General features: G+C 59.8%; 16 protein-coding genes. 11 read left to right on the forward strand and 5 right to left on the reverse strand.

The genetic code is table 11. The features are described from left to right. The first annotated feature begins 305 nt into the window (after window positions 1-305). Window positions 306-674, forward strand: coding sequence for a DUF6124 family protein (locus tag CKW26_RS26235; protein ID WP_095050713.1), 369 nt, complete (start codon window positions 306-308; stop codon window positions 672-674). Between the two features lie 253 nt (window positions 675-927). On the opposite strand, the gene CKW26_RS26240 is transcribed toward CKW26_RS26235, so the two are convergent. Further along, window positions 928-1353 (reverse strand): YciI family protein, encoded by a 426-nt coding sequence (locus tag CKW26_RS26240; protein WP_095050714.1) that lies wholly within the window; start codon window positions 1351-1353, stop codon window positions 928-930. Window positions 1354-1696: 343 nt separating this feature from the next. Between CKW26_RS26240 and tpx the strand changes: the two genes are divergently transcribed. The 7 genes from tpx to CKW26_RS26275 all read left to right on the forward strand — a co-directional run bounded on the left by tpx (window position 1697) and on the right by CKW26_RS26275 (window position 14844). Next, on the forward strand, window positions 1697-2197 hold the full coding sequence (gene tpx / locus CKW26_RS26245; protein WP_007914372.1) for a thiol peroxidase: 501 nt from the start codon (window positions 1697-1699) through the stop codon (window positions 2195-2197). Between the two features lie 175 nt (window positions 2198-2372). Continuing rightward, window positions 2373-3677, forward strand: a complete 1305-nt coding sequence (locus CKW26_RS26250) for an MdtA/MuxA family multidrug efflux RND transporter periplasmic adaptor subunit (protein ID WP_095050715.1) — start codon at window positions 2373-2375, stop codon at window positions 3675-3677. Further along, a complete protein-coding gene (locus tag CKW26_RS26255) occupies window positions 3674-6775 on the forward strand; it encodes an MdtB/MuxB family multidrug efflux RND transporter permease subunit (protein WP_095050716.1) in 3102 nt (1033 codons plus the stop codon). Before CKW26_RS26250 ends, CKW26_RS26255 begins: the two co-directional genes overlap by 4 nt. A 142-nt stretch (window positions 6776-6917) precedes the next feature. Further along, complete coding sequence (locus CKW26_RS26260; protein ID WP_095050717.1) at window positions 6918-10025, forward strand: efflux RND transporter permease subunit; 3108 nt, start codon at window positions 6918-6920, stop codon at window positions 10023-10025. Next, the gene (locus tag CKW26_RS26265) at window positions 10022-11494 is read left to right on the forward strand and encodes an efflux transporter outer membrane subunit (protein ID WP_095050718.1); all 1473 of its coding nucleotides are present in this window, start codon (window positions 10022-10024) and stop codon (window positions 11492-11494) included. The genes CKW26_RS26260 and CKW26_RS26265 overlap by 4 nt, the downstream gene beginning before the upstream one ends. Window positions 11495-11837: 343 nt before the next feature. Then, window positions 11838-13919 (forward strand): bifunctional diguanylate cyclase/phosphodiesterase, encoded by a 2082-nt coding sequence (locus CKW26_RS26270; protein ID WP_095050719.1) that lies wholly within the window; start codon window positions 11838-11840, stop codon window positions 13917-13919. A 178-nt stretch (window positions 13920-14097) separates the two neighbouring features. Continuing rightward, on the forward strand, window positions 14098-14844 hold the full coding sequence (locus tag CKW26_RS26275) for an SDR family oxidoreductase (protein ID WP_064587387.1): 747 nt from the start codon (window positions 14098-14100) through the stop codon (window positions 14842-14844). A 149-nt stretch (window positions 14845-14993) separates the two neighbouring features. On the opposite strand, the gene mapR is transcribed toward CKW26_RS26275, so the two are convergent. The 3 genes from mapR to CKW26_RS26290 form a co-directional block, all read right to left on the reverse strand. Beyond that, window positions 14994-16403, reverse strand: a complete 1410-nt coding sequence (mapR, locus tag CKW26_RS26280; RefSeq protein ID WP_007919188.1) for a GntR family transcriptional regulator MpaR — start codon at window positions 16401-16403, stop codon at window positions 14994-14996. A 494-nt stretch (window positions 16404-16897) separates the two neighbouring features. Then, on the reverse strand, window positions 16898-18328 hold the full coding sequence (ccoG, locus tag CKW26_RS26285; RefSeq protein WP_095050720.1) for a cytochrome c oxidase accessory protein CcoG: 1431 nt from the start codon (window positions 18326-18328) through the stop codon (window positions 16898-16900). Window positions 18329-18523: 195 nt separating this feature from the next. Further along, the gene (locus CKW26_RS26290) at window positions 18524-18772 is read right to left on the reverse strand and encodes a DUF3203 family protein (protein WP_095050721.1); all 249 of its coding nucleotides are present in this window, start codon (window positions 18770-18772) and stop codon (window positions 18524-18526) included. Between the two features lie 124 nt (window positions 18773-18896). Between CKW26_RS26290 and CKW26_RS26295 the strand changes: the two genes are divergently transcribed. Next, the gene (locus CKW26_RS26295; RefSeq protein ID WP_095050722.1) at window positions 18897-19409 is read left to right on the forward strand and encodes an MgtC/SapB family protein; all 513 of its coding nucleotides are present in this window, start codon (window positions 18897-18899) and stop codon (window positions 19407-19409) included. Between the two features lie 125 nt (window positions 19410-19534). Here the strand turns inward: CKW26_RS26295 and CKW26_RS30115 are convergent, their stop codons facing one another. Further along, window positions 19535-19693 (reverse strand): hypothetical protein, encoded by a 159-nt coding sequence (locus CKW26_RS30115; RefSeq protein WP_003224520.1) that lies wholly within the window; start codon window positions 19691-19693, stop codon window positions 19535-19537. 217 nt (window positions 19694-19910) lie between these two features. On the opposite strand from CKW26_RS30115, the gene CKW26_RS26300 reads away from it, so the two are divergent. Further along, on the forward strand, window positions 19911-21908 hold the full coding sequence (locus CKW26_RS26300; protein WP_095050723.1) for an alpha-1,4-glucan--maltose-1-phosphate maltosyltransferase: 1998 nt from the start codon (window positions 19911-19913) through the stop codon (window positions 21906-21908). A 147-nt stretch (window positions 21909-22055) separates the two neighbouring features. Beyond that, window positions 22056-25397 carry a maltose alpha-D-glucosyltransferase gene (gene treS, locus CKW26_RS26305; protein WP_095050724.1) on the forward strand — a complete coding sequence of 1114 codons (3342 nt, stop codon included), beginning with the start codon at window positions 22056-22058 and terminating at the stop codon, window positions 25395-25397. The last annotated feature ends 1 nt before the right edge of the window (window position 25398 follow it).

A 25398-nucleotide genomic window follows, 5' to 3' on the forward strand; every position in this document is an offset into this window, starting at 1 on the left:
TGGGGAACGTTCCCACAAGGTTTTCAGGTTGTCCGTCGGACGTCGGGTCTCTAGCCTGTGTTCGTCGCTGCCAAATCAGCGACCGGGACTGGAAACCCCGGGGGAAAACTGAACGCAACAGCACCGTTCATGACGTATGCTTGCGCACCTTTTTTGGTGCGTACTTAGTTATGGCGGCTGTGCGTGGGGGACCTTCGGGTCGTCCGGGTTTCTCTGTCCCCCGGGTTTCCAGCCTGCGTACAGCTGCCACCCATTCGACCGGAAGCCGAATGGACCAGCTCCACCGTTCGGATAGAGAAAACACCATGAAAAAGCCAACACCCAACCCCCCAGAATCAGACGCCGACACCACATCCCCCTACGCCTCAGTCGACAGTAAAAAACTTCACGAAGCCGCCGACCGCGCGCTCGATTTCTACCTCAACCCCAGCGCCCATATCATGTCCAGCGCCAACGAGCCGGAACCCATGTACCTCGCCAATCCCAGGTACAACACTGAATCCCTGCTCGCCAACGCCAGCGAAACCCTCGGCTCGGCCAGCGAAATGCTGATGAATTTCGCCGCCTCGCTGGAAACCTCGCAGCGCAAGACTGCATTGGGGATCGCACAGGTTGTCATGCTGGGGGAACTTGCTGTGAATCAAGCCTTGGATCACGTCGAACTCAAGAACTGATCGCTCTTGAATGATCGTTCCCACGCGCAGCAAAGGAATGCAGCCCTTGACGCTCTGCGTCAAATTCGCAAGCTGGAACGCAGAGCGTCCCTTGAGGCATTCCCACGCAGAGCGTGGGAACGATCAAGATCCGCTCTATGCCCGAGTGATCGATTCTGTAGCTGTCGAATGAAATGAGGCTGTGATCTTTTGACTTTGCTTTTTGAGATCAAAAGATCGCAGCCTTCGGCAGCTCCGACATGTGATATCCGGTTTAGCTGTTTTTCTTGGCCTGTTCGCGGACACGCTCTTCCTGTTCCCGCGCTTCAGGAGTGAACTCAGCGCCGAAGTCTTCTGCAGAAAATATCTGGCGGATTTCAATATCAGAATCGCCTGACATTGGGTTGGGGCAGCGCTTGACCCATTCGATGGCTTCTTCTTTTGATTTCACTTCCCAGATCCAGTAGCCGGCCACCAGTTCTTTGGTTTCGATGAACGGCCCGTCGATGACCGTGCGTTTGTCACCGGAGAAATGCACGCGAGCACCTTTGCTACTCGGGTGCAGGCCATCGCAATCGATCAGGATGCCGGCCTTGACCAGTTCTTCGTTGAAGTTGCCCATCGCGGTGATCAGCTCTTCGCTGGGCATGATGCCGGCTTCCGAGTCGACGCTGGCTTTTACAAGGATCATGAAGCGCATGGCGGTTACTCCGTGAGTTTGGTGGGATTCATTGCTTAGTCGAACGGGCCACACTTGAATCGACAGGGTCTCTGGTAAAAGTGCGGAGAATTTTTCACACCGCAGATCTAATTGTAGGAGTGAGCCTGCTCGCGATAGCGATGTGTCATTCAACATTTGCGTATATGACACACCGCTATCGCGAGCAGGCTCACTCCTACAGGGGGATGGTTGTGGTTTTGTATACAATTTTTCGCGCAGGCACCCAACAATTTCCAAACAGGGCATAGGTCGTCGGACCATTTCGTGGTTAACTTCGGCCTCTTGCATGCTTTCCAATCAAAACATCAGAAGGACTCAAGTCATGGCTCAAGTCACCCTTAAAGGCAATCCGGTTCAAGTCAACGGCCAGTTGCCACAAGCCGGTTCCAAGGCGCCAGCCTTTTCTCTGGTTGCCGGCAATCTGTCCGACGTCACCCTGAAAGACTTCGCCGGCAAGCGCAAAGTGCTGAACATCTTCCCAAGCGTCGACACCCCGACCTGCGCCACTTCCGTGCGCAAGTTCAACGCTCAGGCCAACGACATCGCCAACACCGTGGTGCTGTGCATCTCGGCTGACCTGCCGTTCGCCCAAGCGCGTTTCTGCGGCGCCGAAGGTCTGGAAAACGTCCAAAACCTGTCGACCCTGCGCGGTGCCGAGTTCATCGAGAACTACGGCGTAGCCATCGCCGACGGCCCGCTGAAAGGCCTGACCGCTCGCGCCGTTGTGGTGCTGGACGAAAACGACAACGTCCTGCACAGCGAACTGGTCAAGGAAATCGCTGAAGAGCCTAACTACGAAGCGGCACTGTCCGTTCTCAAGTAAGCGCTTTTACAATTGTTAACGGCCTGGCCCTGTCCAGGCCGTTTTCATTTGTGTATCAGTGTTTTGCCTCACACCTTGAAACGTAAGGTGTAAGTAAATTGCCGGTAAAGCTGCTTTGCTAATTCCCCACCAGTGCTTATCGTTCAGCCTCCCGTAAAAGAAGCCCACGCGCCCAATGGTTAATGACTCCATGCAATCGTCCCCTCGTAACTCCCGTCGCTGGCTGATCAGCCTGCTGGTCTTGTTGGTGATCGCCGTCCTGTGCTGGAAATTCTGGCCCGCCGGTTCAGCCCACAAAGAGGGCGCTGACAAGGCGGCCGGGCACACCGGGCGTTCGGGGATGATGCGGCCGGGCTTCGGAGGCGGCACCGGGCCGATTCCGGTGCGCGTGGCGCCGGCGGTTACTGGCGACTTCCCGCTGTACTACAAGGCGCTGGGCACGGTGACCGCGCTCAACACCATCAATGTGCGCAGCCGGGTGGGCGGCGAGCTGGTCAAGATCAATTTCGAAGAAGGGCAGATGGTCAAGGCCGGTGACCTGTTGGCCGAGATCGACCCACGCCCGTACCAGAACGCCTTGCTGCAAGCCGAAGGCACTCTGCTGCAGAATCAGGCACAACTGAAAAACGCTCAGGTCGACGTCGAGCGTTATCGCGGTTTGTACAAAGAGGACAGCATCGCCAAACAGACGCTGGACACCGCCGAAGCGCTGGTCGGTCAGTATCTGGGCACGGTCAAGACCAACCAGGCCGCAGTCAACGACGCCAAGCTCAATCTCGAATTCACCAAGATCCGCGCGCCGATTGCCGGTCGTGTCGGCCTGCGCCAGGTCGACGTCGGCAACCTGGTGACCGCCAACGACACCACGTCCCTCGCGGTGATCACCCAGACGCAACCGATCAGTGTGGCTTTCACCTTGCCGGAAAACAGCCTGGAAACCGTGCTCGCCCGCTATCGCAGCGGCGCCAAGCTGCCGGCGGAGGCGTGGGACCGCGGCGACAGCAAACTGCAAGCCACCGGCGTTCTGCAAAGCCTCGACAACCAGATCGACGTTGCCACCGGCACCTTGAAGTTCAAGGCCCGCTACGATAACCGTGATCAGGCGCTGTTCCCCAACCAGTTCGTCAACGTTCACTTGCTCGCTGACACGCTGAAAGGCGTGGTGCTGGCACCGTCGGCGGCCATCCAGTTCGGCACCAACGGCACCTTCGTCTATGCACTGGATGGCGACAAGAAAGTCACCATTCGCCAATTGAAGATCGGCGCCAGTGATGGCGAAAACACCGTGGTCACCGAAGGCCTGGCTGCCGGCGACCGCGTGGTGCTGGAAGGTACTGACCGTCTGAAGGAGGGCAGTGAAGTGGAAGTGGTCAACGACAGCAATCAAGTGCCGACCACCCCGACCGAACACCTGCAAGGCAAATCTGCCGCCACCCCGACTGACGCTGCTGTCACCGACAAGGCCAAGAAGGGCGCATGAACATTTCGCGGCTGTTCATCCTCCGACCGGTAGCCACCACCCTGAGCATGCTGGCCATTGTTCTGGCCGGCCTGATCGCTTACCGCCTGCTGCCGGTGTCGGCGCTGCCACAGGTTGATTACCCGACCATCCGTGTCATGACCTTGTATCCCGGCGCCAGCCCGGACGTGATGACCAGTGCCGTGACTGCACCGCTCGAGCGGCAGTTCGGGCAGATGCCGGGCTTGACGCAAATGGCCTCGACCAGTTCCGGCGGTGCGTCGGTGCTGACCCTGCGTTTCAGCCTCGACATCAACATGGACGTCGCCGAACAGCAGGTGCAAGCCGCGATCAACGCCGCGACAAATCTGCTGCCCACCGATTTGCCGGCACCGCCGGTGTACAACAAGGTCAACCCGGCGGACACCCCGGTCCTGACCCTGGCGATTACCTCGAAAACCATGCTGCTGCCCAAGCTCAATGACCTGGTCGATACGCGCATGGCGCAGAAAATCGCCCAGATCAGCGGCGTCGGCATGGTCAGCATTGCCGGCGGCCAGCGTCAGGCCGTGCGCATCAAGGTCAACCCGGAAGCGTTGGCGGCCAACAGCTTGAACCTGGCGGACGTGCGCACCTTGATCAGTGCTTCCAACGTCAACCAGCCGAAGGGCAACTTTGACGGCCCGACGCGGGTGTCGATGCTCGACGCCAACGACCAACTGACCTCGCCCAAGGATTACGCCAACCTGATCCTCGCCTACAAGAACGGCGCGCCGTTGCGGCTCAAGGACGTGGCGGAAATTGTCGATGGCGCCGAGAACGAACGTCTCGCTGCGTGGGCCAACCAGAATCAGGCGGTATTGCTGAACATCCAGCGTCAGCCGGGTGCCAACGTCATTGAAGTGGTCGACCGCATCAAGGCGCTGCTGCCGAGCATCACCGACAACCTGCCGGCCGGCCTCGAAGTGACGGTGCTGACCGACCGCACGCAGACCATCCGCGCCTCGGTCACTGACGTGCAACACGAATTGCTGATCGCCATCGCCCTGGTGGTGATGGTGACGTTTCTGTTCCTGCGGCGCGCCAGTGCCACGATCATTCCGTCGGTGGCCGTGCCTCTGTCGCTGATCGGCACTTTCGGCGTGATGTATCTGGCCGGCTTCTCGGTCAACAACCTGACCTTGATGGCGCTGACCATTGCCACCGGTTTTGTGGTCGACGACGCCATCGTCATGCTCGAGAACATTGCGCGTTTCATCGAAGAGGGCGACAGCCCGATGCAGGCCGCGCTCAAAGGTGCCAAGCAAATTGGTTTCACCCTGATTTCCCTGACCCTATCGCTGATCGCAGTATTGATTCCGCTGTTGTTCATGGCCGACGTGGTCGGGCGGCTGTTCCGCGAGTTCGCCATCACCCTGGCCGTGGCGATCCTGATTTCGCTGGTGGTCTCGCTGACCCTGACGCCGATGATGTGCGCGCGTCTGCTCAAGCGTGAACCTGAAGAACACGAGCAAGGCCGTTTCTACCGTGCCAGCGGCGCTGTCATCGACTGGATGATCGCCGAGTACGGTCGGATGCTGCGCTGGGTGCTCAAGCACCAGCCGCTGACCTTGCTGGTGGCTATCGGCACACTGGCGTTGACCGTGTTTCTTTACATGGTGGTGCCGAAGGGCTTCTTCCCGGTGCAGGACACCGGGGTGATTCAGGGCATCTCCGAAGCGCCGCAATCGATTTCCTTCGCGGCGATGGGCGAGCGTCAGCAGCAACTGGCGAAAATCATTCTTGAAGATCCGGCGGTGCAGAGCCTGTCGTCCTACATCGGTGTCGACGGCGATAACGCCACGCTCAACAGCGGCCGCTTGCTGATCAACCTCAAGCCCCATGGCGATCGCGATCTAAGCGCCACTGAAGTGATTGCGCGCCTGCAACCGCAATTGGACAAACTGGTCGGCATCCGCCTGTTCATGCAGCCGGTGCAGGACCTGACCATCGAAGACCGTGTCAGCCGGACCCAGTATCAGTTCAGCATGTCCTCGCCGGATTCCGAACTGCTCAGCCAGTGGAGCGGGCGACTGGTCGAAGCGCTAGCCCAGCGGCCGGAACTGACTGACGTTGCCAGTGATTTGCAGGACAAGGGCCTGCAGGTTTATCTGGTGATCGATCGCGATGCCGCCTCACGCCTTGGTGTTTCGGTGGCGAACATCACCGATGCGCTCTATGACGCTTTTGGCCAGCGGCAGATCTCGACCATTTACACCCAGGCGAGCCAGTACCGCGTGGTGCTGCAAGCCCAGGCCGGAGAGAAGATCGGCCCGCAGGCGCTGGACCAGATTCACGTCAAGACCACCGATGACGCGCAGGTACGCCTGTCGAGTCTGGCTCATATCGAGGAGCGTCAGGCGCAACTGGCGATCACCCATATTGGCCAGTTCCCGGCGGTAATGATGTCGTTCAACCTCGCGCCCGGTGTGGCGCTGGGGCATGCGGTCGACATCATTGAACAGGTGCAGAAGGACATCGGCATGCCGGTCGGCGTGCAGACCCAGTTCCAGGGCGCGGCCGAAGCGTTCCAGGCTTCGCTGTCGAGCACCTTGCTGCTGATTCTGGCGGCGGTGGTGACCATGTACATCGTGCTGGGCGTGCTGTACGAGAGCTACATTCACCCGATCACCATTCTCTCGACCTTGCCGTCGGCGGCCGTCGGTGCTTTGCTGGCGTTGCTGCTCAGCGGCAATGATCTGGGCATGATCGCGATCATCGGCATCATCTTGCTGATCGGTATCGTCAAGAAAAACGCGATCATGATGATCGACTTCGCCCTCGATGCTGAGCGCACGCAAGGCATGGCGCCGGAACAGGCGATCTATCAGGCGGCGCTGTTGCGCTTCCGGCCGATTCTGATGACCACGCTGGCGGCGCTGTTTGGTGCGGTGCCGTTGATGCTCGCCACGGGCTCAGGTGCTGAATTGCGTCAGCCGCTGGGTCTGGTGATGGTCGGCGGTTTGCTGGTCAGCCAGGTGCTGACGCTGTTCACCACGCCAGTGATCTACCTGTATTTCGACCGCCTCGGCCGGCGCTTTGGCAAGACTAATGCGGATGCCGAAGAGGTGTCGGTATGACTGTCCGAACACATAACCCCTGTAGGAGTGAGCCTGCTCGCGATGAGGCCGGCACCTGCAACATCAATGTAAACAGACACACCGCTATCGCAAGCAGGCTCACTCCTACAGGGGATTGGTGTGACGTTGGGGATCGCGGTCAATGAACCTCTCCGGTCCTTTCATCAAGCGCCCGGTCGCGACGATGCTGCTGAGCCTGGCGATCATGCTGCTCGGCGGTGTCAGCTTCGGCCTGCTGCCGGTTTCGCCACTGCCGCAAATGGATTTCCCGGTGATCGTCGTGCAGGCGAGCCTTCCCGGCGCGAGCCCGGAGGTCATGGCGTCCACCGTGGCCACACCGCTGGAGCGTTCCTTCGGCGCAATCGCCGGCGTCAACACCATGAGCAGCCGCTCCAGTCAGGGTTCGACCCGGGTCATTCTGCAATTTGATCTCGACCGCGACATCAACGGTGCCGCGCGGGAAGTGCAGGCGGCGATCAACGCTTCGCGCAATCTGTTGCCAAGCGGCATGCGCAGTATGCCGACCTACAAGAAGGTCAACCCATCGCAGGCACCGATCATGGTGCTGTCGCTGACTTCCGATGTGCTGGAAAAAGGCCAGCTCTACGATCTGGCCTCGACCATTCTGTCCCAGAGCCTGTCGCAAGTGCAGGGCGTCGGTGAAGTGCAGATCGGCGGCAGTTCGCTGCCGGCGGTGCGCATCGAGCTCGAACCGCAGGCGCTGAACCAGTACGGTGTAGCGCTCGACGATGTGCGCAAGACCATCGCCGATGCCAACGTACGCCGGCCGAAGGGTTCGGTCGAGGACGGTCAACGCCTGTGGCAGATCCAGGCCAATGACCAGTTGGAGAAAGCCAAGGATTACGAGTCACTGATCATCCACTACGCCGACGGCGCCGCGCTGCGCCTCAAGGACGTGGCCAAGGTCAGCGACGGCGTTGAAGACCGCTACAACAGCGGCTTCTTCAACGATGACGCGGCGGTGCTGCTGGTGATCAACCGCCAGGCTGGCGCCAACATCATCGAGACGGTCAACGAGATCAAGGCGCAACTGCCGGCTTTGCAAGCGGTGTTGCCGGCCAGCGTAAAGCTGAATCTTGCCATGGACCGCTCGCCGGTGATCAAGGCGACGCTGCATGAAGCCGAGATGACCTTGCTGATTGCCGTGGCGCTGGTGATTCTGGTGGTATTCCTGTTCCTCGGTAACTTCCGCGCCTCGCTGATTCCGACACTGGCCGTGCCGGTGTCGCTGGTTGGCACCTTTGCGGTGATGTACCTCTACGGTTTCTCGCTGAACAACCTCTCGCTCATGGCGCTGATCCTCGCTACAGGATTGGTGGTGGACGACGCCATCGTGGTGCTGGAGAACATCTCGCGGCACATCGACGAAGGCGTCAAACCGATGCAGGCCGCGTACCTCGGGGCCAAGGAAGTCGGTTTTACCTTGCTGTCGATGAACGTTTCGCTGGTCGCAGTGTTCCTCTCGATCCTGTTTATGGGCGGGATTGTCGAGAGTCTGTTTCGCGAATTTTCCATCACCCTGGCGGCGGCCATCGTCGTATCGCTGGTGGTTTCGCTGACGTTGACGCCGATGCTTTGCGCCCGTTGGCTCAAGCCGCACACGCCGGGGCAGGAAAATCGCCTGCAACGCTGGAGCCGCCGCACCAACGACTGGATGGTCGGCAAGTACGCCACCAGCCTCGATTGGGTGTTGCGTCACCGCCGCTTGACGTTGCTCAGCCTGCTGATCACCGTCGGCGTCAACGTCGCGCTGTACGTAGTGGTGCCGAAAACATTCATGCCGCAGCAGGACACCGGCCAGTTGATCGGTTTTGTGCGCGGCGACGACGGCCTGTCGTTCAGCGTGATGCAGCCGAAAATGGAAATCTTCCGCCGCGCGGTGCTCAAGGACGAAGCAGTGGAAAGCGTCGCCGGGTTCATTGGCGGCAGCAACGGCACCAACAACGCGTTCATGATTGTGCGTCTAAAACCGATCAAGGAGCGGCAACTGTCGGCACAGAAAGTCATCGAGCGTCTGCGTAAGGAAATGCCCAAAGTGCCCGGTGCGCAGTTGATGCTGATGGCCGACCAGGATCTGCAATTTGGCGGCGGTCGCGAGCAGACCAGTTCGCAATACAGCTACATCCTGCAAAGCGCCGACCTCGGCGAGTTGCGTAAATGGTTCCCGAAAGTGGTCGCGGCATTGCGAGCCCTGCCCGAACTGACCGCCATTGATGCCCGAGAAGGCGCCGGGGCGCAACAAGTGACGCTGATTGTTGACCGCGACCAGGCCAAACGCCTCGGTGTCGACATGAACATGGTCACGGCGGTGCTGAACAACGCCTACAGCCAGCGGCAGATCTCGACGATCTACGACAGCCTCAACCAGTATCAGGTGGTGATGGAGGTCAATCCGAAATACGCCCAGGATCCGGTGACGCTCAAGCAAGTGCAGGTGATCACCGCTGACGGTGCGCGGGTGCCGCTGTCGACGTTCGCTCATTACGAAAACAGCCTGGAAGACGACCGCGTCAGCCACGAAGGCCAGTTCGCCTCCGAAGACATTTCCTTCGACATGGCCGAAGGCGTGACGGTGGAGCAGGGCAGTGCCGCGATCGAGCGGGCGATTGCCAAGCTCGGCCTGCCGGAAGATGTCATCGCGAAAATGGCCGGCACTGCCGACGCCTTCGCCGCGACGCAGAAGAGCCAGCCGTTCATGATTCTCGGCGCGTTGCTGGCGGTGTATCTGGTGCTGGGCGTGCTGTATGAAAGCTACATCCATCCGCTGACGATTCTGTCGACCCTGCCGTCGGCCGGTGTCGGTGCGTTGCTGTCGATCTATGCGCTGGGCGGCGAGTTCAGCCTGATCTCGCTGCTCGGGCTGTTCCTGCTGATTGGCGTGGTGAAGAAAAACGCCATTCTGATGATCGACCTTGCGCTGCAACTGGAACGGCATCAGGGCCTTACCCCGCTGGAATCGATCCGCAGCGCCTGTCTGCAACGGCTACGACCGATCCTGATGACTACGCTGGCGGCGATTCTCGGTGCCTTGCCATTGCTGCTCGGCCGGGCCGAGGGCGCGGAAATGCGCCAGCCGCTGGGCCTCACCATCATCGGCGGGCTGATCTTCAGTCAGGTGCTGACGCTTTACACCACGCCTGTGGTTTACCTCTATCTCGACAAGCTGCGCCACCGTTTCAACAAATGGCGTGGCGTGCGTACTGACGCCGCTCTGGAAACTCCGCTATGACTGACCGTTCGCTTATCAATCTGGCCACTGTTCGGGGCTCGCGCTTGCTGAGCCTGTCACTGTGCGTGGCGATGCTCAGTGCCTGCGCCGTCGGCCCGGACTATCAACGCCCGCAGACGGCCGAAATCTCCCAGTATAAGGAAGCCGCGGGCTGGACCCAGGCCAACCCGAGCGACTCGCTGGCCCGTGGTGCGTGGTGGGAGTTGTATGGCGATCAGCAGCTAAACGGGCTGATCGAAAAACTCAACAATTCCAACCAGACCGTCGCGCAGTCGGAAGCCCAGTACCGCCAGGCTCAGGCCTTGGTGCGCAGTGCCCGTGGCGCGTTTTATCCCAAAGTAGACTTGAGCCTGGGCAAGACCCGCTCCAGTCAGGGCACCGGCAGCAGCAGTTCGAGCCTGAGCAGTTCCTCCAGTGGCATCCGCGACACCTATAACGCCGAACTTGGCGTCAGTTGGGAAGCCGATGTCTGGGGCAAATTGCGCCGTGGTCTGGAAGCCGATGAGGCCAGTGCTCAGGCCAGTTTTGCCGATCTGGCCGCCATGCGCCTGAGCCAGCAGTCGGAGTTGGTGCAGAACTACCTGCAACTGCGCGTGATCGATCAGCAAAAACGCCTGCTCGAAGCCACGGTTGCCGCTTACGAACGTTCGCTGAAAATGACCCAGAATCAGTACCGCGCCGGGGTTTCCGGGCGTGATGCAGTGGCGCAGGCGCAGACGCAACTGAAAAGCACCCAGGCTGATCTGGTCGACCTGATCTGGCAGCGCGCGCAGTTCGAAAACGCCATTGCCGTGCTGACCGGGCAGGCGCCGGCGGACTTCAACATTGCCGAAGTACAGACCATTCCAAAGCTGCCGCAGGTGCCGTTGAGCCTGCCCTCGCAGTTGCTTGAGCGGCGTCCGGACATCGCTTCGGCAGAGCGTTCGGTGATTGCCGCCAACGCCAATATCGGCGTGGCCAAAGCGGCGTATTACCCGGACCTGAGCCTGAGTCTGAGCGGCGGTTACAGCAGCAGTACCTCGCAGAACCTGGTCAGCCTGCCGAACCGCTTCTGGTCGGTGGGGCCAAAACTGGCGCTGCCGCTGTTTGACGGTGGCATTCGTTCGGCAGAAGTCGACCGCACCGAAGCGGTGTACGACCAGACCGTGGCCAAGTACCGCCAGACTGTGCTCGACGGTTTCCGCGAGGTGGAAAACTACCTGGTGCAACTCAAGGTGTACGAAGACGAAGCGGCGGTGCGCCAGGAAGCCCTCGATGCGGCCCGCGACTCCCTGCGCCTGACGGAAAACCAGTATAAGGCCGGGTTGATTGCCTATATCGATGTGGTGGTGGTGCAAGCGACAGCGTTGAGCAATGAGCGCAATGTGCTGAACATTCTGCAAAGCCGCTTGATTGCCAGCGTGCAACTCATCGCAGCGCTGGGCGGCGGTTGGGATGGGCAACTGGATGTAAGTGATAACACCCGCTGAAGGCTGGCTTCACTGATCGTTCCCACGCTCTGCGTGGGAATGCCTCAACGGACGCTCCGCGTTTGGCTTTGAAGGGACGCGGAGCGTCCCGGGCTGCATTCCCACGCGGAGCGTGGGAACGATCAACGCGCCTATTCGCGAGCAGGCTCGCTCCCACAGTGAGTTGCGCAAGCTGCAGAAAGGCCCACTCCAGAGCCTTACCGAACAATCAAGCAAGCGTTTCATCGGCTTGATGGCCAATTGCTCACTTTGTCAGTGCGTTCTTCTGTGCAATCAGTACAATCGCCGCATTTGCCCGACCGAGAATGGACGCAGTCCGCGTTGGGTGGCCACGAGAAATCCCATGCTCATCGGTAGTTATTCCTCCACCCTGGTTTTTATTTCGTTGTGCGTGGCGATTCTTGCTTCCTACACTGCGCTCGACCTCACCGGTCGCATTGCCACGGCCAAGGGCCGCGCGGTGCATTTCTGGACTGCCGGCGGTGCGTTTGCCATGGGCATCGGCGTCTGGTCGATGCATTTCATTGGCATGCTTGCCTTTAAACTGCCGATCGACCTTGGCTACGACATCACCCTGACCGCGCTCTCACTGTTGATTGCCGTGTTGTCCTGCGGGTTCGCCTTGTGGCTGGTCAGCCAGCCGAAACTGCCGGTTCTGCAACTGGCCTTCGGTGCGCTGATCATGGGCGCCGGGATCAGTGCCATGCATTACACCGGCATGGCGGCGATGCGCATGACGCCGGGGATCGACTACGACCCGACGCTGTTCGGCGCTTCGTTGCTGATTGCGGTCGGCGCGTCGGCAGCGGCGCTGTGGATTGCCTTTCGCCTGCGTAAGCACTCGCCGTATGTGCGCCTGATTCGCGGCGGCGCAGCGGTCATCATGGGTATCGCCATTGTCGGTATGCACTACACCGGCATGGCCGCCGCGCAATTTCCAGACGGCAGTTTCTGCGGTGCCACCGTCAGCGGTTTGAAGGGCAACGGCCTCGACAGCCTGGTGCTGATCACCACGCTGGCGGTGCTGTCGATTGCCTTGCTCACCTCGATCCTCGACGCACGGCTTGAAGCGCGCACTGCCGATCTGGCGCATTCGTTGACCGTCGCCAACCGTGAACTCACGCAGTTGGCCTTGCACGACACCCTGACCGGCCTGCCGAATCGCATGTTGCTCGACGACCGGATCAATCAGGCGATGAAAAAGGTCAACGAGCAGGGCGGCTGCTTTGCCTTGATGTTCATCGATCTGGACGGCTTCAAACCGGTTAATGATGCGTTCGGTCATCACATGGGTGATCAGTTGTTGCGCGAAGTCGGCGTGCGTCTGCGTGAAGACTTGCGCAGCCTCGACACGCTGGCGCGGATCGGTGGCGATGAATTCGTGTTACTGGTGCGCCTCAGCGAACCCAATGATGCGCTGGGACTGGCGGCGCGTCAGGTCGGTCTGATCGCACAATCATTCCGCGTTGCCGAGCATGACTTGCAGATCTCCGCTAGCGTCGGCATCGCCCTGTACCCGGGCAATGGCCAGACCGCGCAGGAATTGCTAATGAACGCCGACGCGGCGATGTACCACGCCAAGGGCGGCGGCAAAAACGGTTACAGCTTTTTCGATGCGTCGATGAACAACAACGCGCGCAAGCAGTTGCAGTTGTTGCAGGACCTGCGCGCGGCGCTGGAACACAGCCAGTTCAGCTTGCATTACCAACCCAAGTTCGACGCCGCCAACGGCCGCCCGGTCGGGGCTGAAGCGCTGTTGCGCTGGCAACACCCGATTCACGGCATGCTGATGCCGGACAAGTTCATTGACCTGGCCGAAAAATCCGGGCTGATCATCCCGATCGGCGACTGGGTGCTCAACGAAGCCTGCCGCCAGATGCGCGAATGGTACGTGCTCGGTTACACCGATTGGCGTATCGCGGTGAATCTGTCGGCGTTGCAGTTCTGCCACACGGGACTGGTGCGCAGCGTGGCCAAGGCGTTGGCTACTCACCACTTGCCGGCCAACAGCCTGACCCTGGAAATCACCGAAACCACAGCGATGAGCGATGCCGATGCGAGCATGATGGTGTTGCAGGAACTGTCGGACATGGGCGTCGACCTGTCGATCGATGACTTCGGCACCGGTTATTCCAGCCTGATGTACCTCAAGCGGTTGCCGGCCAATGAGCTGAAGATTGATCGCGGTTTTGTGCGCGATCTGGAGCATGACAGCGATGATGCGGCGATTGTCTCGGCGATTGTCGCGTTGGGGCAGGCACTGGGTTTGCGCATTGTCGCTGAAGGTGTCGAGACCGGTGTGCAGCAGGCGTTTCTGACTGAACTGGGCTGTGATTCGTTGCAGGGTTATCTGCTCGGGCATCCGATGCCGGCGGAAAAATTCATGCAGGATATTGCGCGCAGTGAGCAGTCAGCGGCGGTCTGATCGACCGCGTTGTCGTTCTTCGCGAGCAAGCTCACTCCCACATTTGGAATGCACACCCCTGTGGGCGAGCCTGCTCGCGAAGGCGTCCGGCCCGACACAACAGACCTCATGCAAAACCCGCCAATGGCGGTTATTCTTCCCCCCGACTGTTACGTGTGCATTTGGGGGAAAGGCCAGCATGGATAAAGTCATTGTGATCACCGGTGGCGGGCGCGGGATTGGCGCCGCTACGGCGCTGTTGGCTGCCGAGCAAGGTTATCGGATATGCATCAACTATCAGTCGGATGAGCAAGCTGCGCAAAGCGTGCTCGAGCAAGTTCGCGCATTGGGCGCCCAGGCCATCGCCGTGCGTGCCGACGTCAGCATCGAAGACGAAGTGATCGCATTGTTCCATCGGGTCGACACCGAGTTGGGCCGGGTCACCGCGCTGGTGAACAACGCCGGCACTGTCGGACACAAATCGCGGGTCGACGAAATGTCCGAATTCCGCATCCTCAAAATCATGAAAACCAATGTCCTGGCGCCGATTCTCTGCGCCAAACACGCGATCCTGCGCATGTCGCCCAAGCACGGCGGGCAGGGTGGCAGCATCGTCAACGTGTCGTCGGTGGCCGCGCGTCTCGGTTCGCCAAACGAATACGTCGATTACGCGGCCTCCAAAGGTGCGCTCGACACCTTCACCATTGGCTTGTCCAAAGAAGTGGCGGGCGAGGGGATTCGCGTCAACGCGGTGCGCCCGGGTTACATCTATACCGATTTCCACGCCTTGAGCGGCGATCCGGATCGGGTCAGCAAGCTCGAGTCGGCGATTCCGATGGCCCGTGGCGGGCGCCCGGATGAAGTGGCGGAGGCGATTGTCTGGTTGTTGTCGGATAAGGCTTCTTATGCGACCGGGACATTTGTTGATTTGGGTGGCGGGCGCTGATCGTTGGGATTTGTGTTGCCTGATCCGGCCCCATCGCTGGCAAGCCAGCTCCCACAGGTTTCTGTGTCGTACACAACATACGCGGTGACATAGAACACTGTGGGAGCTGGCTTGCCAGCGATGGGGCCAGTGCAGTCAGCAACAATCTTTCAGAACGACCGCACAATCCGCCCCAATGTCTCCATGGCCTTTTCCGAATCCTCGGTCCAAGGGCTGCCATAGTTCAACCGAATACAATTCCTGAAGCGCTGCGTCGGCGAAAAGATCGGCCCCGGCGCAATGCTGATCCCCTGCGCCAGTGCCATCTGAAACAACTTCAGCGAATCCATTTGCGGTGGCAGTTCCAGCCACAGAAAATAGCCGCCCGCCGGTTGGCTGACCCGCGTCTGCGCCGGGAAGTAGCGGGCAATCGCCGCGAGCATCGCGCTCTGCTGTTCTTCCAGTGCGTAACGCAGTTTGCGCAGGTGCCGGTCATAACCGCCGTGTTGCAGGTAGTCGGCAATCGCCGCTTGCGCTGGCATCGACGCACACAGTGAGGTCATCAGTTTCAGTCGTTCGATCTTCTGCGCGTAGCGCCCGGCAGCGACCCAGCCGATGCGGTAGCCGGGGGCGAGGCTTTTGGCGAATGAACCGCAGTGCATCACCAGACCTTCCGTGTCGAACGCCTTGGCCGGTTTCGGTGCTTGTTGGCCGTAATAGAGTTCGGCGTACACGTCGTCTTCGATCAGCGGCACCTGATGGCGGCGCAGCAGTTCGACCAGTTCCTGTTTCTTCGCCTCGGGCATGGTTGCGCCCATCGGGTTCTGGAAACTGGTCATGCACCAGCAGGCCTTGATCGGATGGCGTTCGAGGGTTTGCGCAAGTACGCCGAGGTCAATGCCATCGCGCGGGTGCACGGGAATTTCCACGGCTTTGAGTTTCAGCCGTTCGAGCACTTGCAGGCTGGCGTAGAACGCCGGGGCTTCGATGGCCACCAGATCGCCCGGTTCGGTGACGGCTTGCAGGCACAGGTTCAACGCTTCAAGGGCGCCGTTGGTGATCAGCAGCTCTTCCATCGGCAGCATCAGGCCGCCGACCATGTAGCGCAGGGCTATCTGCCGGCGCAGTTGCGGATTGCCCGGCGACATGTCGGTGACGACCATGCGCGGGTCCATCTCGCGGGCCGCGCTGGCCAGCGAACGCGACAGGCGCTGCAACGGGAACAGGGTCGGGCTGGGGAACGCCGAACCGAACGGCACGGTACTCGGGTCCTTGATCGAATCGAGGACCGAGAACACCAGTTCGCTGACGTCGACTTCGGTGGAATCGTTGACGTGGCTGCTGATCACCGGCTCCGAGAACGGGCTCGGTGCATGGGTGTTGACGAAATAGCCGGAGCGCGGCCGGGCGCGGATCAGGCCACGGCGTTCGAGCAGGTAATAGGCCTGGAACACCGTGGACGGGCTGACCCCGTAGGTCTGGCTGGCGTAACGCACCGAGGGCACGCGCTGGCCGGGGCCAAGGACGCCGGAGCGGATCAGTTCAGCGATGTCGTCGGCGAATTTTTCGTAGCGTTTCATCGAGGAGCCTTGGTGCTGGTTGATGATGAGGTGTGTCAGGGGAACTGCCCCTCACCCTAGCCCTCTCCCAGAGGGAGAGGGGACTGATTGGGGGATGCTTGCGAACTACACCGACCTGAAAGTGCTTTGCTGAATCCACAATCGACTCAGCCTGAAAAGTGCTTTGCTAAATCCACAATCGACTCAGCCTGAAAAGTGCTTTGCTGAATCCATAATCGACTCAGCCTGAAAAGTGCTTTGCTAAATCCGTAATCGACTCGGCTTGATGTGCTTTGCTAAGTCCGTAATCGACTCAGCCTGAAAAGTGCTTTGCTAAATCCGTAATCGACTCGGCTTGATGTGCTTTGCTAAGTCCGTAATCGACTCGGCCTGAAAGTGCTTTGCTGAATCCATAATCGACTCGGTCTGTCAGGTCGATGTATAGCGACAGACACCTCGGTCGGCTCCCTCTCCCTCCGGGAGAGGGCTGGGGTGAGGGAGCGGATTCTAACGGCTCAGCGATTCATCGGCGCAACAAACCTGCTCTTCGCCACGCTGTAAACCTCAGGCTCATCGCTGTCGACAATCTTGAAACTCAAGGTCTGCGAGCTGCTGGCCGGGCGTTCCGTGGTCATCGCCACCGACACCGGCACATCGACAATTTCCCCCGGGGCCAGGCTCAGTTCAGTCTTGCCCTGCAACTGGAAGCCGTCGCCATCCACCAGGCTCAGGTTGTAGTCCTGGCGCTGCTGGGTCTTGTTGATGACTTTGAGGGTGTAGATGTTTTCGATCTGGCCCTGACCATTCTCGCGGAACAACCCGCGATCCTTGGTCACGTCCAGCGAGACCATCGGCCGCTCGACCAGCGCCAATGCCAATGCGCCGATCATCGCCACCAGCACCACGGTGTAACCGATCAAACGCGGACGCAGCAGGTGAGTCTTGCCACCCTGCAATTCGCGCTCGGAACTGTAGCGGATCAAACCGCGCGGGTAGTTCATTTTGTCCATGATCGAATCGCAGGCGTCGATGCACGCCGCGCAGCCGATACATTCCATCTGCAGGCCATCGCGGATGTCGATGCCGGTCGGGCAGACCTGTACGCACAACTGGCAGTCGATGCAATCACCCAGGCCGGCCTCGAGCGGTTTCACGTCGCGTTTGCGCGGGCCACGGTTTTCGCCACGGGCCACGTCGTAGGAAATCGCCAGGGTGTCCTTGTCGAACATCACGCTCTGGAACCGCGCATACGGGCACATGTGCATGCACACCGCTTCACGCAGCCAACCGGCGTTGATGTAGGTGGCGGCGGTGAAAAACAGCACCCAGAACAGACTGACGCCGCCAATTTGCAGGGTCAGCAGTTCTTCGGCCAGTGGCCGGATCGGCGTGAAGTAACCGACGAAGGTCAGGCCGGTCAGCACGCTGATCGCCAGCCACAGGGTGTGCTTGGCCGCGCGTCGGGCCAATTTGTTCAGGCTCCACGGCGCGGCTTGCAGTTTGATGCGCTGGTTGCGTTCGCCTTCGGTGATCTTCTCGCACCACATGAAAATCCACGTCCACGAACTTTGCGGGCAGGTGTAACCGCACCAGACCCGGCCGGCGAACACGGTGATGGCGAACAGGCCGAACGCGGCAATGATCAACAGCGCGGAAAGCAGGATGAAATCCTGCGGCCAGAACGTCGCGCCAAAGATGTGGAATTTGCTTTCGGAAAGATCCCAGAGCACCGCCTGACGTCCGCCCCAGTTCAGCCACACGGTGCCGAAAAACAGCACGAACAGAAATCCCGCGCCGCTCATGCGCAAGGTGCGGAACAGGCCGGTGAAGCTGCGGGTGTGGATCTGGTTGTCGCTGGACTTGGCCGTCGCCTTCATTGGGCGTGCGGGCACACTTTTGATAGTTGGAGATGCTTCTACGGTTCGGACGGGGATTTGTTCGCTCATGGTTATTCGCTCATCAGCCTCCATCAGGCCAGAGCACTATGAGCGTCGATCTGTTTGCATAACAGACTCAGCTATTTCAATAAAAAGCGGATCAGATGCGATTCTGCGCAACGCCTGCGACAACTTGAAGCAGCCCGCAGACAAAGGCGCAAACGCCTATCGCAGACGTTTGCGCGGGGTGTTGATCAGGGTCAGTCAAATCACCGAATCACTGTCGTCGGCTTTCAGGTGTTTGCGACCGTCCTTGGCACCGGCAACGGTCAAGGCATCGGCTTCTTTTTCGCTGATGTAAACGCGCCGGCCTTCTATTTCCACGAATGACATGGATTTTTCGCTATCCGTCATGACTTCCAGGGTGTCGCAAATGCGAATTTCCTCGCCATGTTCAACGGTGAAAAAACACACTTTCTGTTCGGGGTTGGATTGATCGATTCGAACGGGCATGAGGGCAGTCCTTTTTTCAGGGGTGTCTGAAATGTTAGGGCGCACGCTGCGCTGATCGTTCTGCGCAACTGATTAATGGTCGTCGCTGTCCATCCTCTATAGACCCAATAACAAGGACTGCACGATGAACGCGTGGTGGCATGAAGTGTGGCAAACCCTGCAGGCGGAATTCGCCGACGTCGCGGATGCGTCGCAATTGACGCGCATCACCGTGCGCCTGCTGATGGCCGCCATTCTGGGCGGCATTCTCGGTTTTGAACGCGAGCACAAGGGCAAGGCTGCCGGGGTGCGCACGCATATGTTGGTGGCGCTCGGGGCCGCGCTGTTTGTGCTGGTGCCGCAGACGTCGGGGGCGGAATCGGATGCGATGAGTCGCGTGGTGCAAGGGGTGATTGCCGGGATCGGCTTTCTCGGTGCCGGGACTATTCTGAAAAACAAGGAAGGCGATGAAGGCCATGTCAAAGGCCTGACCACCGCTGCCGGGCTGTGGATGACGGCGGCCATTGGTGTGGCGACCGGGTTGGGCCGGGAAGCGACGGCGCTGCTCAGTACCTTTTTGGCGCTGGGGATTTTCAGCGTGATGCCGCGCATCGTAAAACTCTTCGAAAAAGAAGAGGAGAAGACTGATGATCACTGACTGATCGTTGCCACGTTGATCGTTCCCACGCTCTGCGTGGGAATGCCTCAATGGACGCTCCGCGTCCGCTTTGGGACGCGGAGCGTCCGGGGCTGCATTCCCACGCGGAGCGTGGGAATGATCAGTTAGACGATGACTGGTGGCATCGTCGTTGGTGGTTCTTCTTTCGGCGGTGGCGTGGTGCCGGGTGGTTCCTGCTCGGGAATTGGCTGCGGCTCGGTCTCGGGCAGCGTGGGTTTGTCGATGTTCGGATCGGGCGTTTCGGCCGGGATCGGGATATTCATCTGATGACCTCCGTGTGGCACATGGCGTGAGAAGTGCTTAAGTGGATTGACCACCCTGCACGCAATTCGATCCGCTTTTCTGACACGGCAATTTCATCTGAACTTTTCCCGGCGCCGGTCGCTCGGAACCTAAGTGAGTTCATTTCGGGGCAGGCGCTTCGTTGTGAACACTGATCCGGCACAAGAGCGTCCTTGGGGCGTTAAGGAGAGATGCTCAATGACTGCTGAAAGACCTTCTGAACTGAGCTACAACCCGCACATGCCGCTGTCGCAGGCGTTGCTGCTGCCGCGCATTGCCATCGAAAACACCATGCCGACCCTCGATGGCGGGCAGTTCGCCGTGAAGTCGATTGCCGGCCGTGAGGTGGTGGTCACCAGCAAGGTGTTTGCCGACGGTCACGACAAACTCGCGGTGCGCATCCGCTGGCGCGAGGAAGGCGAAGACACCTGGCAAAGCGAGGTCATGACCGATCAGGGCAATAACGGCTGGCAAGGCCAGTTCCGCCCTGAACACCAAGGGCGCTTCCTCTATTGCATCGAGGCGTGGATCGACCAATTCGCCAGTTTTCAGTATGAACTGGAGAAGAAACACAATGCTGCTGTACCGGTGTCGCTGGAGTTGCAGGAAGGCCGGAGCATGGTGCAACAGGCCGCCGAGCGCAGCGAAGGTCAGCTCAGCGAACAGCTCGCCGCGTTGCACCATGAATTGTCCGGGCTGCTCGAAACCGAGCAGGTCGCGCTGTTCCTGCACTCGCGCAGTGCGCAGTTGATGGCTGAGGCCGATCACCGTGCCTACCTGAGCGTCAGTCCGGAATTCCCGGTAGACGTCGAACGCGAACTGGCCGAATTTGCCAGTTGGTACGAACTGTTTCCGCGCTCGATCACCGACGATCCCCACCGTCATGGCACTTTTAACGATGTGCACGCGCGTTTGCCAATGATTCAGGACATGGGCTTCGACGTGCTCTATTTCACGCCGATCCACCCGATTGGCCGCGCCCATCGCAAGGGGCGCAACAATTCCCTGACCGCCGGCCCCGATGATCCCGGCAGCCCTTATGCCATCGGTAGCGAGGAGGGCGGCCACGAAGCCATTCACTCGCAACTCGGCACTCGCGAGGACTTCCGTCGACTGGTCGCTGCCGCCGCCGATCACGGTCTGGAAATCGCCCTCGACTTCGCCATTCAGTGTTCCCAGGATCACCCGTGGCTCAAGCAGCATCCGGGCTGGTTCAACTGGCGCCCGGACGGCACGATCAAATACGCGGAGAATCCGCCGAAGAAATATCAGGACATCGTCAACGTCGACTTCTATGCGCCGGACGCCATTCCGAGCCTGTGGGTCGAGTTGCGCGACATCGTTATTGGCTGGGTCGAAGAGGGCGTGAAGATCTTTCGCGTCGACAATCCGCACACCAAACCACTGCCGTTCTGGCAATGGTTGATCGCCGATGTTCGCGCGTTGTACCCGGAAGTGATCTTCCTCGCCGAAGCGTTCACCACGCCGGCGATGATGGCGCGGCTGGGCAAGGTCGGTTACACGCAGAGCTACACCTATTTCACCTGGCGCAACAGCAAGGCTGAGCTGGCGACGTATTTCACTGAGCTGAATGAATCGCCGTGGCGCGAATGCTACCGGCCGAATTTCTTTGTTAACACGCCGGACATCAACCCGGCATTCCTGCACGAATCCGGGCGCGCGGGTTTTCTGATCCGTGCGGCGCTGGCGACCATGGGTTCAGGCTTGTGGGGCATGTATTCGGGGTTCGAGTTGTGCGAGTCGGCACCGGTGCCGGGCAAAGAGGAATACCTCGACTCGGAGAAGTACGAGATCCGCGTCCGCGACTTCACCGCGCCGGGCAACATCATTGCCGAGATCGCCCAGCTAAACCGCATCCGCCGGCAGAACCCGGCGCTGCACACGCATTTGGGTCTGAAGGTCTACAACGCCTGGAACGACAACATTCTGTATTTCGGCAAGCGCAGCTTTGACGGCAGCAACTTCATTCTGGTCGCGGTCAGCCTTGATCCGCACAACGTGCAGGAGGCGAATTTCGAACTGCCGCTGTGGGAAATGGGCCTGCCCGACGATGCGACGACCCATGGCGAAGACTTGATGAACGGGCATCGCTGGGACTGGCACGGCAAGTATCAGTTCATGCGCATCGACCCGGCGTACCAGCCATTCGGCATCTGGCGAATTACCGCTACGTAATGATCGTTCCCACGCTCTGCGTGGGAACGCATCCCGGGACGCTCCGCGTCCCAGAAACTGACGCAGAGCGTCCATGGCGGCATTCCCACGCGGAGCGGGGGAACGATCATCGTGGGGCGCTTTTAAAGCATTCAGCAGGAGTTTCACATGGCGAAGAAACCCAAGGCAGCCACCTTTATCAAAGACCCGCTCTGGTACAAGGACGCGGTGATCTATCAAGTTCACGTCAAATCGTTTTTCGACTCCAACAATGACGGGATCGGCGACTTTCCCGGCCTGATCGCCAAACTCGATTACATCGCTGACCTCGGCGTAAACACCATCTGGCTGTTGCCGTTCTATCCCTCGCCACGTCGCGACGATGGCTATGACATTGCCGAATACCGTGGCGTGCACAGCGATTACGGGACCATGGCCGACGCCAAGCGCTTTATCGCCGAGGCGCACAAGCGTGGCTTGCGGGTGATCACCGAACTGGTCATCAACCACACCTCCGACCAGCACCCGTGGTTCCAGCGTGCGCGCAAGGCCAAGCCCGGCTCGGCGGCGCGGGACTTTTACGTGTGGTCGGATGACGATCAGAAATACGACGGCACGCGGATCATTTTCCTCGATACGGAAAAATCCAACTGGACCTGGGACCCGGTCGCCGGCCAGTACTTCTGGCACCGTTTCTATTCGCACCAACCGGATCTGAATTTCGACAATCCGCAAGTGATGAAAGCCGTGCTCTCGGTGATGCGCTACTGGTTGGACATGGGCATCGACGGCCTGCGCCTCGACGCGATTCCGTACCTGATCGAGCGTGACGGCACCAATAACGAAAACCTGCCGGAAACCCACGACGTCCTCAAGCAGATCCGCGCCGAGATCGACGCCAATTACCCCGATCGCATGCTACTCGCCGAGGCCAACCAATGGCCCGAAGACACTCAGCTGTACTTCGGTGATACCGATGCGGCGGGCCTTAACGGTGATGAATGCCACATGGCGTTTCACTTCCCGTTGATGCCGCGCATGTACATGGCGCTGGCTCAGGAGGATCGCTTCCCGATCACCGATATTCTGCGCCAGACCCCGGAAATTCCTGCCAACTGCCAGTGGGCGATTTTCCTGCGCAACCACGATGAGCTGACCCTGGAAATGGTCACCGATAAAGAACGTGACTATCTATGGAATTACTACGCTGCTGACCGTCGCGCGCGGATCAACCTCGGCATTCGCCGTCGCCTGGCGCCGTTGATGGAGCGTGATCGCCGCCGCATCGAATTGCTCAACAGCCTGCTGCTGTCGATGCCGGGCACGCCGACCCTGTATTACGGCGACGAGATCGGCATGGGCGACAACATCTACCTTGGCGACCGCGATGGTGTGCGTACGCCGATGCAGTGGTCGATCGACCGCAACGGCGGCTTCTCCCGTGCCGATCCGGCCAGCCTGGTGCTACCGCCGATCATGGACCCGCAATACGGCTATCTGTCGGTCAACGTCGAAACCCAGTCCGGCGATCCGCATTCGCTGCTCAACTGGACCCGACGCTTGCTCGCTGTGCGCAAACAGTCCAAGGCGTTCGGCCGTGGCACGTTGAAAATGCTCTCGCCGAACAACCGTCGCGTGTTGGCCTACACCCGTGAATTCACCGATGCCGATGGCAAACACGAAGTCATTCTCTGCGTGGCCAACGTTTCGCGCAGTGCGCAAGCAGTGGAGCTGGACCTGTCGGCCTACGTCGGCATGGTGCCGGTGGAGATGCTCGGCGGTAACGCCTTCCCGCCGATCGGCCAGTTGAATTTTCTTCTGACGTTAGCGCCGTACGGTTTCTACTGGTTTGCACTGGCTGCGGAAAATCAGATGCCGAGCTGGCACGTGGAGCCGGCGCAAAGCCTGCCGGACTTCACCACCCTAGTGCTGAAAAAACGCATGGAAGAATTGCTCGAAGCGCCGTCGCGCACGACGCTGGAGCAAAGCATCCTGCCGAGCTGGCTGCAGAATCGCCGCTGGTTCGCCGGCAAGGACGCGGCCATCGACAAGGTGCATCTGGCCTACGGCGTGCGTTTCGGCGATGCGCAGCATCCGGTGCTGCTCAGCGAAATTGAAGTCACCAGCGGCGGGCAGACCAGTCGTTATCAGTTGCCGTTCGGTTTTATTTCCGAAGATCAGGTCGGCCCGGCGTTGCCGCAGCAATTGGCCTTGTCCCGTGTACGCCGAGTGCGACAGGTCGGCTTGATTACTGACGCGTTCAGCCTTGAAACGTTTATTCGTGCGGTGCTGCAAGGCATGCAGAACAACGCCGTGCTGGAGTCGAGCGAAGGCGAAATCCGCTTTGCACCGACGCCGCATCTGGAAACGCTTGGCCTCAGTGCCGAGTCGGAAGTGCGTTATCTGTCTGCCGAGCAATCAAACAGTTCGGTGGTGATCGGCAATAGCCTGGTACTTAAGCTGATACGCAAAGTCGCTTCTGGCGTACACCCGGAACTGGAGATGAGCGCTTACCTGACCGAGGCTGGATTTGCCAATATCTCTCCGCTGCTCGGCTCGGTGATTCGCCGCGATGCCAAGGGCGAAGACAATCTGCTGATGATCGCCCAAGGCTATCTGAGCAATCAGGGCGACGCCTGGGAATGGACGCAGAACAACCTTGAACGGGCGCTGCGCGATGAGCTGGCCGATGCCATGTCCGAACAGGAACAGCATTACAACGCCCTTAGTGAGCTGAAGGATTTTGCTGGCATGCTCGGTCAGCGTCTGGGCGAGATGCACAAGGTGCTCGCCGCGCCCACCGACAATGCCGACTTCGCCCCACAGGTGTCGACGGCCAAGGACATGCAGGCCACCGGCAAGGATGTTGTGGCGCAGGTCGAACACGCGCTGAAACTGCTCAAGCAGCATCAGGGCGAACTCAATGCGGCGGATCAGAAACTGGTCAAACGCCTGATCGACGAGAAGAAAACCATCCTCACGCACGTGCAGGATCTGGCGAAAAAAGCCGTCGGCGGTTTGCGCATTCGCGTCCACGGCGATCTGCATTTGGGTCAGGTGCTGGTGATCAAGGGCGATGCCTACCTGATCGACTTCGAGGGTGAACCGGCGCGGCCACTGGGCGAGCGTCGTGGCAAACACAGTCCGTACAAGGATGTCAGCGGCGTGCTGCGCTCCTTCGATTATGCGGCCGCAATGACCATCAACGTGCACAACGTTGACCACAGCGCCGAGTCTGAAACGGCGCGGCGTCTAGTCGCCGAGCGCTATCTGCGTGAGGCCCGCGAGGCATTTGTTCAGGCATATCGCCGCGCGGCAGCTAGTCTTGATCATGCCTGGCAAGATCCTGAAGGTGCCGACGCCGCGCTGGCGTTGTTCGGCCTGGAGAAGGCGGCCTATGAAGTGGCCTATGAAGCCGAAAATCGCCCCACGTGGCTGCCCGTGCCGTTGCACGGTTTGTATGGGTTATTGACGGGGCTTAAACCCTTTTCCGATCTTGGTGGAGAGTAGT

It is taken from the genome of Pseudomonas sp. Irchel s3h9 (assembly GCF_900187475.1).
GTDB classification, from domain to species: Bacteria; Pseudomonadota; Gammaproteobacteria; order Pseudomonadales; family Pseudomonadaceae; genus Aquipseudomonas; species Aquipseudomonas neuropathica.